Source organism: Paenibacillus sp. GP183, assembly GCF_900104695.1.
Classification (GTDB): Bacteria; Bacillota; Bacilli; order Paenibacillales; family NBRC-103111; genus Paenibacillus_AI.
Map to the genome: position 1 here is coordinate 5,092,628 of NZ_FNSW01000001.1, position 12,347 is coordinate 5,104,974.

General features: G+C 43.0%; 9 protein-coding genes. 8 read left to right on the forward strand and 1 reads right to left on the reverse strand.

Annotation, left to right across the window (positions count from 1 at the left end):
* Positions 1-200: 200 nt before the first annotated feature.
* The 3 genes from BLV33_RS25200 (at position 201) to BLV33_RS25210 (ending at position 4,952) form a co-directional block, all read left to right on the forward strand.
* A complete protein-coding gene (locus BLV33_RS25200; RefSeq protein ID WP_090798099.1) occupies positions 201-1,430 on the forward strand; it encodes an IS701 family transposase in 1,230 nt (409 codons plus the stop codon).
* Positions 1,431-1,960: 530 nt separating this feature from the next.
* Entirely contained in the window at positions 1,961-2,920 is a 960-nt protein-coding gene (locus BLV33_RS25205; RefSeq protein WP_366414838.1) for an ArsR/SmtB family transcription factor, read from the forward strand.
* A gap of 271 nt (positions 2,921-3,191) precedes the next feature.
* On the forward strand, positions 3,192-4,952 hold the full coding sequence (locus BLV33_RS25210; RefSeq protein WP_090798100.1) for a glycoside hydrolase family 2 protein: 1,761 nt from the start codon (positions 3,192-3,194) through the stop codon (positions 4,950-4,952).
* 291 nt (positions 4,953-5,243) lie between these two features.
* Here BLV33_RS25210 and BLV33_RS25215 read toward each other — a convergent pair whose 3' ends face one another.
* Positions 5,244-5,432 carry a hypothetical protein gene (locus tag BLV33_RS25215; protein ID WP_090798102.1) on the reverse strand — a complete coding sequence of 63 codons (189 nt, stop codon included), beginning with the start codon at positions 5,430-5,432 and terminating at the stop codon, positions 5,244-5,246.
* A gap of 235 nt (positions 5,433-5,667) precedes the next feature.
* Here BLV33_RS25215 and BLV33_RS25220 point away from each other — a divergent pair, with 235 nt between their 5' ends.
* From BLV33_RS25220 to BLV33_RS25240, 5 genes are all read left to right on the forward strand, one after another.
* Positions 5,668-6,984 (forward strand): ABC transporter substrate-binding protein, encoded by a 1,317-nt coding sequence (locus BLV33_RS25220; RefSeq protein ID WP_090798104.1) that lies wholly within the window; start codon positions 5,668-5,670, stop codon positions 6,982-6,984.
* Positions 6,985-7,080: 96 nt separating this feature from the next.
* Positions 7,081-8,001 (forward strand): carbohydrate ABC transporter permease, encoded by a 921-nt coding sequence (locus BLV33_RS25225; protein ID WP_090798105.1) that lies wholly within the window; start codon positions 7,081-7,083, stop codon positions 7,999-8,001.
* A gap of 12 nt (positions 8,002-8,013) precedes the next feature.
* Positions 8,014-8,826: a carbohydrate ABC transporter permease gene (locus BLV33_RS25230; RefSeq protein WP_090798106.1), complete on the forward strand. Its 813-nt coding sequence runs from the start codon at positions 8,014-8,016 to the stop codon at positions 8,824-8,826.
* A 36-nt stretch (positions 8,827-8,862) separates the two neighbouring features.
* Complete coding sequence (locus BLV33_RS25235) at positions 8,863-10,707, forward strand: cache domain-containing sensor histidine kinase (RefSeq protein WP_090798108.1); 1,845 nt, start codon at positions 8,863-8,865, stop codon at positions 10,705-10,707.
* Positions 10,708-10,717: 10 nt separating this feature from the next.
* Positions 10,718-12,307, forward strand: coding sequence for a response regulator (locus tag BLV33_RS25240; protein WP_090798109.1), 1,590 nt, complete (start codon positions 10,718-10,720; stop codon positions 12,305-12,307).
* Positions 12,308-12,347 lie beyond the last annotated feature (40 nt).

Here is a 12,347-nt window from a genome sequence, read left to right on the forward strand (position 1 = left end):
ACTTAAACAAGTTGTTCTACACAAGAATTAACTTAATAACTTGAGTGTTGTGAAAATATTGCCGTCGACGATCGCAGATTAAGATTAGAAATTTAGAAACTTCGTCGAATGAATAAACAGAAGAAGGACATCGCCATTGAATAGAGAAATTGTCGTTTACCACAACCACAATTTCCAAGAAAAGGAGATGTCCCAATCTCATGGTATCCCTCTACTTGCCTATCGTCAAGTTCATTTTAGCCTTGAAGCTGGAATTTTCTAAACCACAGCTTGGTCATCTGTTTACCCTCGTTCACGGCATCATTCTTTGTGCCGGACGTAAAAATATTACACAAATTCAGCAAGCTGCCAGAGGAGATCGTCACCTCAGCAATGTCACGAATTTTTTGAATCATTCGCCATGGTGCGTCAATCGCATGCAGCGCCGACGCATGCATTTCGTAATGGATAAGATTCGCGCGAAACGAGCAAAGAGTGGTGACGCTCGGCAACTTATATTCTTTATCGTTGATGATACTTGCTGTAAGAAGGAAACCTCAACGAAGAAAATGGAAGCCCTCAGCTTTCAATATTCACACGAAGCTGGAAAATCGGTCTGGTGCCACTGCGTTGTTACGGCTCATGTTGTAAGCGAAAGCAGTTCCTATGCTTGGGATTTTCGTCCTTATTACCGTGAAGAATATTGCAAGGAACACCACCTACCATTCAAAAGCAAGAACGATCTTGCCCTTGAAATGATCGAATCATTTTCGGCTATGCCAGATGAACAGGTTTATGTTCTCATGGATAGCTGGTACACCAGTGAGAAGGTCATCAACGCATGCAATATCAAAGGTTTTCATGTCATCGCCGCTGTAAAGACAAACCGACTGATCTGCGTAAGCGGCGTAACGATTTCCATGGCTGATTTCGCTGTCCAGTACCTTCGCAAGTCTGACCTACGCTCCGTTACGGTGGAAAGTCAGGGAACGTTCTGGATTTATGAATATGAAGGTCCGTTAAGTGAAATGGAAAACGTCAAAGCTTTGCTGTCTTGGAAAGATGAATATGTCAATTCGAGCAAACCTCAGGTTTGTCTCCTGTGCACGGATTTAAGCTTGGATCTCGTTACAATCCAACGCTATTATCACGTGCGCTGGAACATCGAAACCGGCTATCGCTATTTCAAAGAACTGCTAGGCTTTGATCAATATCAGTTGCTATCATTTGAAGGCATTCAGCGGTTTTGGGCGATTCAGTTTCTGACGCAGAACTTTTTGGAATCTCAGCGTCAGGACTGGATGAAGAGCGACAAGCATCTTACGCTTGGAGATGTCGTTTACCGAATTCGGCAGGAATATTTCGGGCAAATCATCGTTTACGTGTACCAGCAAGCCCTAGAGAAGAGGCCGTTATTCGACATTCTTAAGCACCTCAAGATACCTGCCTGAGCAACCGAGTTACTCGTCCCGCTACAAATCTGCCCATTTTCGAAAGTTTCGTAGGAAATCGCAACACTCAAGTTAATAATGTCGGGAGACAAGAACATAGTCCGAATGAAGTCTGAGTAAACCGCGGAGTTTATCGGACCAAGTTCTTGTCAATTGGCGTTGACAAGAGCTTGGTCCGATTCCCGGCGATTTAAAGCCAATTGCAGAATGAATCAATATTTACTTCTGATGGAGATTTATCAAAGATAATACATTAAGTAATTTCGAACTGCAGAGCAAACGATAACAGGAATTGAAACGATACATATGATCAAAAAGGGGCAAGTCGAATGTAATCATTCGTCGCCCCTTTTTGTCGTTCAACTCTTCCATCAGTTGTTCGGTTTAATTGTATAAAATTTAGTTTGACCGAACAGATCGTCTGGACTTTTTTAATTCTTGCAACAGAACCAATTTTTGCGACACAACCGAAAATTTTATTAACCAATTTGAAAAGCTTGACAAGCATTAGTTGATTTCGTATATGATAGATGGATTATTACAAAATATTTGGAGTGATTGCTATTCTAAGGCTTTCGATCAATAATCCGGATGAGCTCATAAGAGTAACACATGCGCTTTCAACCGACCTGCGAATTAAAATGATTCAACTTTTGAACAGCAAGAGAATGAATGTGAATGAAATTGCTGAAGCACTGGATATTCCAGTATCTACAGCGGCATCCAATGTTAAGGTATTGGAACAGGCCAAACTTATTGAAACTGAGTTTCTCCCTGCCTCGAGAGGTGCCATGAAGGTGTGCAGCCGAACGTATGACGACATTAATATTAAACTGAATTCACTAATCTATGAGCGTGTTGATGGGAAGCATTGCTACGAAATCGAAATGCCCATTGGAAGCTTTACGTCTTGCGAAGTCTCTCCAACTTGTGGGATGATTAATGACGAGAAGGCCATCATACCTGAGGATTCACCCGCAGGCTTTTTCCATCCTAATCGATTCACAGCGCAGCTGATCTGGCTTCGTAAAGGGTATTTGGAATACCGATATCCCCTTGATCTTCCCTCTCATGTACGCATACAATCGATTCAGTTCTCGATGGAGATTTGCTCGGAAGCCCCTAATTATGATAATAATTGGCCTTCAGACATTACATTATGGATAAATGGCGTTGAGATTGGAACATGGACATCGCCGGGCGACTTTGGTGGTCGGCGAGGAAAACTTAATCCGGCGTGGTGGCTGGAAACGGGCACGCAGTTTGGCTCACTCAAGACATGGAGTGTAGATGAGATCAGAAGCACCTTGGATAATATTGAGCTATCGGACACCAATCTTCTACAATTGTCACTCCTCAGCAACAGCTTCGTCGATTTGAGGATTGGTGTTAAAGAAGAAGCGCGCTACAAAGGTGGGTTGAATCTTTTCGGAAAACATTTTGGAGACTATGAGCAGGATATTGTCATGAAAATTTATTATACGTTCTGAAAATCTGTTGTCTTCTGGCAACAGATTTTTAACCACATAAGAAAGAAAAAATTAAGGATCTCCGAAATAGACTTTCTTATTGCGAATAAACCTACCTTTAAACGCGGTCGCTCATCTTCGAATGATCTCGATAGAGGTTTATTTCATTTAAATCGAGAAGTACTGAAATAATTATTGACATTTTGACAGGGAAACCATAAATTGAATTCATTGATACAATAATTATGGAATAAAACAAATTTTTAGTTTCAAAAGGAGTGTTTACATAAAGATGGCTACTCACAAGTATGTCAAAGATTATCCAAGACCCCAATTTGTCCGCGAGAAATGGCTGAGCTTGAACGGAGAATGGGATTTCAAGTTTGATGATGAAAATAGGGGTGAGGGGGAGAAATGGTATGAGCAGTTTAACGGAGCACTGAAAATCAAAGTTCCGTATACGTATGAAACCAAGATGAGCGGCATTGGGGAGGAAGCGTTCCACCCTTATGTATGGTATCAAAGAATGCTAGAGGTTCCCAAAGAGAATGCGGATCAGCGGGCTATTCTAAATTTCCAGGCTGTCGATTACATTGCGAAGTTGTGGGTTAACGGTGTCTATGTCGGGGAGCACCAAGGCGGATACACCGCATTTTCTTTTGACATAACACCGTACCTTCAATTGGATGCGCCGAATACGCTGGTCGTGAAAGCGGAGGACAGCCAAAGCTGCACGCAGCCTCGAGGCAAGCAGCGATGGGTTGATGATAATTTTGAGTGTTTCTACGTGCAAACAACAGGGATATGGCAAAGCGTATGGCTGGAGTATGTGTCCCCATCCCATCTCAAAGCGGTGAAAATCACACCTGATCTAGACGCTAGGTCTGTGCGCTTTGAGTACCAAACGCAGGCCGTTTCAAAGTTGAATCAACTTCGTCTGGAAACGCGTATTCGGATCCATAACAAGATGATTAAACAGACAAGTCTAGTGATCGATCGCCCGTGGCTGCAGCTGGATGTTGATTTGTCCCACGAAGCAAACGGGCCTTGGAAAATCGTTACCTGGTCTCCACACCAGCCGAACTTATATGAGGTGGAATTTATTTTGTATCAAGATAATGTCGTAGTTGATCATGTGTATTCCTATTTCGGCATAAGAAAAATTTCGATCGAAAAAGGCAAGGTTCTGCTGAATAATACACCGTTTTATCAACGACTTATTTTGGATCAGGGCTATTGGCCAGAGAGTCATTTGACACCGCAATCCGAAGAGGCGTTGATTGAGGACATTGATGCGATTATTGCCATGGGCTACAACGGGGTCAGGAAGCATATGAAAATTGAGGATGCCAGATTTCTGTACTGGTGTGATGTGAAAGGATTGTTGGTTTGGTCTGAGATGGCTGCCACCTTTGAGTTTAATGACGAGGCCGTGGAGAACTTCACGAAAGAATGGATGGAGATCGTAAGACAGCAATACAATCATCCATCTATTGTAACGTGGGTGCCTTTCAATGAGTCCTGGGGTATCCCGCAAGTGTTGACCGACGGCAAGCAGCAAAAATTCACGGAAAGTATATATCATTTAACCAAATCGTTTGATCCCCATCGTCCTGTTATTGTGAATGACGGCTGGGAGCACACCGTTTCTGACATTTTGACCTTACACGATTATGAGGAGACAGGAGCGAAGCTGCTCAAAAGGTATGCGGACAAAGATGCTTTGGTGAACGGAGAAATCTCCTTCAATAATTGGAAATATGCAATAGCTCAGGGGTATGCTTATAACGGTCAACCGGTCATAGTAAGCGAATTTGGCGGCATTGCTTTTAACACGGGGACTGGTTGGGGGTACGGCAACCAAGTAGATAGCGAAGAGGAATTTATCGAGCGATTCCGCAGCATTACGCAAGCGATCAAAGATACGGATTACATCTGTGGTTATTGTTATACGCAATTATCGGATGTTCAGCAGGAAGTGAACGGATTGCTGACTGCGGATCGCAAGCCTAAAGTTCCTCTCGAGATTATTAAAGAAATTAACTTGGCATAAATTGCAATCCGTGAGAGAGCTTGACCTGTAGGTACAGGTCAGGCTTTTTTTAGTTCTGGTTTTGAAATTTGTCCATAAGATTGTGCGCTCAGCGTAAAATCTCCACCTTTTCGCAAGCAAAGGCCGGGGAACCACATGAAAACGTAACATTGGTAGAGGTTTTGGCGCAGAATAAGGAGCGTTACAATAAAATTGTAAGCACTTACATTAATCGCAAGATATCGGTCGGGAGGAGGGACCATCAGTAGAGACCGTAGATAAAAGTCTGCTCGTTTATATACTTTTATTACCCTAGGAGGGAAATGAAATGTTCAAAAAGTCCTTAGCAACCATGGCAGCTCTAATTTGTTTTGTTATCTTGGCTGGCTCAGTTCCGGCTTTCGCACGATTGGCGTTCGAGGCGGATTCAATAATAGTTTGAGCTTCGATAATATCAAGGTAAATTAACTTCATTATATCAGCGGAGCCTTCGGGCTCCATTTTTATTTGAACTGCTCGAGCAAACCAGTCTTACTTTTCACCCCCTATCGTAAGATCGTCTACATTGATACCATCCGTACCTCGCATCACCTTAAATTTGTTCCCCTAAGATGCGTCTTTTATCAGTTTAGAGATTGTGACAAACACTGTAATCTAATAACCAAGGAATCCTTACAAAAACTTTGTAAAGGCTTTCGTAAACCATAAATCAGCAAGAAAGAGGGTTGTATCGACAATGAAAAAGAAGTTTACAAGCATGCTAACAGCAAGTGTAGCGCTTGCCTTGGTCGTATCGGGCTGTTCGACCGCAACAAAAGAAAGCGGTACCAAACCAACGGGTACATCGGCTGCGGAAACACCCAAAGCCACGGAGACCAAAGCGACAAGTCCAGTTGAAATCACGTTCTGGAATATGTTTGGCGGCGGAGAGGGAGATTTCGTTGATCAAATTATTAAAGGATACAACGATTCTCAAAAAGAGGTTATTGTTAAGCAGCTTCGTCTGGAGTCCAATGAGTATTACACGAAGTTTAGCACAGCGTTATCTTCATCCAAAGGACCGGATGTTGCTGTTGCACACGTTGACCGTATCTCTCCGTTCGTGAAGGCAAAGCAAATTGTACCTGTCGATCAATTGGCTGCCAAGGTTGGCTTTGATCTGAAACAGATTTCCGACTCTAACCTCAAGAGTGTCACTTATGACAGTAAACCTTACGCGATACCATTAGATACGCACTTTCATATGTTTTACTACAACAAAGACTTGCTGAAAAAGGCAGACCTATTGAACGAGGACGGTACGCCTAAACTAGGAGAACTTACGCCGGACGGATTCAAAAAGACACTCGCCCAAATTCACGCCAAAGTGCCGGATGTCCAAGCGCTCGCTGTGAACACGCCATATTTCCAAGAGCCATTCTTGAACCTTTATTATGAAGCAGGCGGCGAACTGTTGAATGCGGATATGAGCAAAGCCACGATAAACAATGACAAGGCACTAAGCGTCTTAAAGTTTTATAAGGACTTGTACAGCAACAAATACAGTGATTTGAACGACAAAACACCTTGGGATTCGTTCCATAGCGGCAAAGCGGCTCTTTGGTTCGGCGGCGTGTGGGAGGCTGGAATTTTACTGAATGATAAATCACTCAACATTGGCGCTATGCCTCTTCCTGCCATCTTTGGTAGCCAAACACACTGGGGCAGTTCGCACTTGCTTGTCGTTCCAACTTATGTGACTCCTGAGAAACAAGAAGCGGCAGCGAAGTTCATGAAGTATTTCTCGGAAGTAGGAGGCAAAACATGGGGGCAAGCGGGACATGTACCGGCGAACAGTATGGTTACCACAAGTGATGAATACAAGAAGCTGCCCTACCGCAATTTCTTTATTGAGGCTCAAAAAACGGTGAAATTCGCACCGAAGACAGATAAGTACACAACCATCATTACGACGGTTTCCGAATCGCTCCAAAACATCATTTTCAGCAAACAGACACCTGAAGAAGGCTTGAAAAACATGGAAAAACAAATCAACGATATTTTGGCAAACTAATGCACCAGGCAAGGAGCGGGCGAAACTTCCGGGCTTAAGAAGACGGTGGTTTCGCCTATGTTTTTCAGACAGATTTAGTCCTAAGGAGAATAAGCAATGGAGACTATAATTAGAGAAAGCGAGAGGGCATTAGTCCACCGCAGACCATACCTATTACGCATGATTACTGAATTGAGGGCGATTGTCTATCTGCTGCCGTTCTTGATCCCCTTCGCCATCTTCTATCTCTGGCCAGTAGGGCGGGGAGCCTGGATGAGTTTACACGTCTGGGGCATTCAGGGAATGCAAAAGTATGTCGGTCTTGCCAACTATAAAAAGATTTTCACAGATCAAGACTTTTACTTGTATGTCTGGCATTCTTTTTATTTTGTCATCATTTGTGCGCCGACAGTCATAGTGCTTGGCCTCATATTGGCCCTTCTTATTAACCAAAACATCAAGTTTCGCACAGTGATTCGTTCTATGTTCTTTCTACCCTATGTGTTGTCTGTTTCCGTCATCAGTTTTATTTGGCTGCGGTTGCTCGATTCCAAATATGGTCCGATTAACGCGCTGCTGAAGCTTGTGGGTCTTCCTGGGGAAATTCACTGGCTTACAGACAAGAACTTTGCCTGGTGGGCAATCACACTAACGACCGATTGGTGGACTGTCGGGTTCGTGATGGTCTTGTTTCTAGCTGGTTTGCAAGAAATTCCAACGGATCATTATGAAGCTGCGAAAATAGATGGCGCTGGCGCTTGGAAGCAATTTTGGCATATCACGTTGCCAGGTTTGTCGAGAGTCATGCGAATACAAGTGTTTTATCAAATCATCTCCTGTTTGAAATTGTTCGGACAAGTGCAGATCATGACTGGCGGCGGTCCCGGGGACTCCACGAACACGATGATTCGCTACATTTATGTGACTGGTTTTAAAAAGGATATGTTCGGCCTCGCTTCCGCACAGTCAATTGTATTTTGCGCCATCATGCTGCTGATCGCAGTCATCCAGTTCAAATTGACAGATAGAAAAGACTGACGGAGGTTGAACATGAAACAAATCACGCTTAACGTCATCGCTGTGATTCTTGCCCTTCTTTTTATTTTTCCACTTATCTGGATGCTGCTGGTATCTCTCAAGCCCAATGGTGTCAATGTCTATTTGCTCGGAGACTGGTTGAAATTTTCAGATCTGAATGTGAACAATTACGTGAAAGTTATCAAGGATTCGCAAATTTTGAGATGGACTTGGAACAGTGTGGTCATAGGTGTGCTCACTACGATTTTTTCGTTATTTTTCAGCTCACTGGCGGCGTTCTCTTTCTCCAAATTGGCTTTTAAATCTAGAGGCTTGTTTTATTTATTAATTGTTTCGGGGCTGCTTATTCCAACAGAAGCGATTCTCATTCCGCTGTATGAGACTACGCTGCATCTTAAGTTGATCGATAACATTTGGGCGATTATACTCCCAGGACTGACGAATCCGATTGGTATCCTATTGCTGAAACAGTTCATGGATGGCGTGCCCAATGATTACATGAATGCTGCGCAGATTGACGGTTGCAGAAATTTCAGTCTTTGGTGGCGTATCTGTTTGCCGCTAACGAGATCGGCTATGGTTTCCGTTGGTATTTTTTATTTCATTTTATCGTGGAATAACTTTTTGTGGCCTTACTTATCGATTACTTCGCAAGAGAACATGATCTTATCGGCAGGACTGCCAACATTTTTGTCGAATAATACGATGTCCCTAAATCTCATTATGGCAGCGAGCGCGCTGGCAGCGATTCCAACGATTTTGGTGTTCGCTGTATTACAGCGGCATATTGTTCAAGGCGTAGCGATGACAGGGATTAAAGGTTAATCCGTAGATTCTTCCTATAAAGAAAGGGTTGTCATTATGACCCAGACACCAGGAAAGCCCCGCAAATCATATGGGAATCGATTCTGCCCATGGATGAATAGATGGACGAGCAGCATACGCTACAAATGGATGCTGCTTTTATTTCTATTTTCTTTAACTCCTTTGCTTGCCATGGGGTTTATTTCATTTTCGATCTCGAAATCGACCATTAACAATAAGGTGACGGAATACTCTGTGCAGTTGCTGAAGCAAACAGCTGATAACATTGACACACGATTAGGGATTTACAAAGATATGATGATGCAGGTCGTCAATAACAATGAAATTGTCTCCATGCTTCGCACACTGGATCGAACAGACGCAGCGCAGTACGAATTGGACAGTTTGTCTCTTACTACGAAGCTTTCTACAATAATTGCTATCAATCAAGATTTCCAGTCGATCTCGTTTTTATCGCAAAAGCATTATATCAAAGGGATCTACCGCTGGAGTGATCGCTCGAACGGTAAAGTGTCCCCGTTCCTCCTAACGTTGGAGGATGGGAGTAATTATCGTTGGTTTCCAACCCGATTAGGTACATATGTAGACAGCTTGAATTCGCAAAACGTCCTGGTGTTCTCTTTAGCTAAGCAGATTTACAAGGCTTCGGATGACAGTCCAGTTGGCATAGTTGCTGTGTTAGATGTTCGTGAGGATGTGCTAAAAGAAATTGGCACAAAAACGACCAAAAGCAATTTGGAGATCCAAAGCTTTGTCATCGACGGTAGTGGACAAATCATTTCCTATCCCGATAATAACTTACTGGGGAAAAGTGTAAAGCAGGTTTTAGGAGAAAGCGGTTACACACAAATTTTTCGCTCCCCCTCGAAGGAGTTTGGTTTTCCACTCGAACATGACGGTCATCGTCTGATCGTGAACTATAAAAAATTGTATACGAATGATTGGATCGTGGTGAATGTCATCTCGGAATCGGCTCTCTACAAAGACTCCAATCGGCTTTTGCAAATTATTATGATTATTGCGCTGATTTGTATAGTTTTTTCAATCTTGACCGCGATGTTGTTGTCAAATTCCATTTCGATGCCCATCTTAAAAATGATTCGACTGATGCGACAAGTGATGTCTGGTGATTTGAGCGTCCGATTCAAGGCGAAGCGGCGTCATGATGAATTTGATATTCTAGGTGAAAATTTCAACTACATGGTGGCGAGAATCGATGAATTGCTTAAAACGGTGTATGAGGAGCAGAATCATAAGCGTGTAGCGGAGCTAAAGGCGCTGCAAGCGCAAATTAATCCTCATTTTCTGTATAACACCTTGGATATAATTAAATGGACAGCTCTGTTGCAGAAGGCCAACAATGCGGCTGAGATGGTCAGTTTGCTGTCGAGATTGCTCCGTATCAGTCTGGGGAAGGGAGAAGAAACTGTTACTGTGGAGGAAGAAATGGAGCATGTACAGTGTTACCTGGGTATTCAAAAATTCAGATTTAATTTCAACATTGAAACGTTCGTGCATCTCGATGAGGATGTGCGAATGTTGCGGACACCGAAGCTGATTCTGCAGCCTATTGTAGAGAATGCGATTCTCCATGCTTTCACAGGTCGTGAATCAGGAGGGGAAATTCATATAAGCTGCACTTTGCATCCTGAGGGTGGCATCAAGTTTGAAGTTGCGGATAATGGACGAGGGATGGAACCAACCGTCGCCCAGCACCTCAAAGAGCATCAGGAACAATCCGGAGAGAAAATGGGCGGCATCGGCTTAGCGAATGTGGATGAACGCATTAAGCTGATTTGCGGGAAGCCTTATGGCATAGACATTCAGAGTGAAATCGGTATCGGTACTCGCATCGGTATCCGGCTTCCTATTATGAAATAGGGGGAAAGTTATGTTCCGTGTTTTGATTGTAGAAGATGAATATATCGTCAGGTTCGGAATTCGATCGATGATCGATTGGGAGAAGGTTGGAATGACGGTGATCGGTGAAGCGGCCAATGGACAGGAGGCACTGGATTTAATTGGTCAGGAACTGCCCGATATCTTAATTACAGACATTAAGATGCCCATCTTGGATGGCATTGCATTAATAACTCAAGTTCGTAAAATAAGCCCTCAGATGAAAATTTTGATCCTCAGCAATTTGGAGGACTTTCAATATGCCAAGGAAGCGATCCGCCATGGTGTTTCAGAATATTTAATTAAGTCCGATATGATGCCGCGAGATTTTGAACAAGCTTTGCTGAAGGTGAAGGAAGCTATTGAAGAATCTTCTCATAGTAAGGAGGAGAAACGGGATACCAGGATTGAGCCGATGTGGAAAGAAAAGTTTTTTCTGGATCTTGCACAGGGAACACAGACACAGACGGATTCCCAACATATTAAAAGTACGATCGAAAGCATGGGACTGCTGGATGTCCATTTACCGCTATACGCGATGCATATCAGCAATAATGCTTTGGAGCAGGGAGTCTCGGAAGGGCAAACCTATATTCGTAAAGCGTTAGAAAGTTTGCTATCTACGGGGCTCCTTAGCTATGAAGTATTTCCGGATAAGCAGGGGGAAATGAATGTACTGTTATTTCCAGATATGCCGGCAGTTCAAGGGCAGAAAATGGTGCGGGAGATTGCGCAATCGCTCATAATTCATCTCATAGATACTTATTCAATGCGATGTACCATTGGAATCAGCAGTGGCATCCATGCTTGGTCTGAATTGCATCTTGCGTACCAACAAGCCGTGATCGCTGCCAAATACAAGATGTTCGTAGGCAGCGGTAAGGTTATTGTCTATGGCGTGGATTATGAGCCTATGGTCAGCGATCAAATTGAGAATATGAAAGTGAGTACGAGCCACATTCACTCGATGGTTTACGCTTTTCAATCCAAGGAACTGCAGACGTATTTAGAAACATTATTCGAGCAACTGGCTTCTGGTAAAGACTATGACATGGTGCAGATCATTTCATTAGAACTTTTAATTATGTTGACAACACTTTGGTCAGATGTGTCTTGTGATCAGCAAAGTGTTCTTCATTTAAAGAAGCAATACTTTGATCAATTATCCAAATTGGAAACGATTGACCAAAGCAAAGCTTGGTTTATGAGGGCCTTTGACGAATTAGTGAAGCATATGATTCAGGTTTATAACAGCGATCGCAATAGTATCATTAAAGCGACGCAATATGTTCAGCAGCACTATCATTTAGAAATATCGTTGCAATCGATCAGCAGCTTTGTGCATTTGAGCAAAAATTATTTTGCCAACTTGTTCAAAAAGGAAATGGGAGAAAGCTTCCTAGAGCATTTAACCCGTATTCGAATTGAGAAGGCTAAGACATTGCTAACGGGCGAGCTGAAGACGGCTGATATCGGTAATTTGGTTGGTATCCCGGATCCAAAATATTTCTCCAAAGTATTTAAAAAAATAACAGGCATCTCGCCTTCTGAATACCGGAGTCGGGTAAGAGGAGAAGTTTAGCAGATACTTAATTTTAACAAGCAATATGCAAACGTTTACC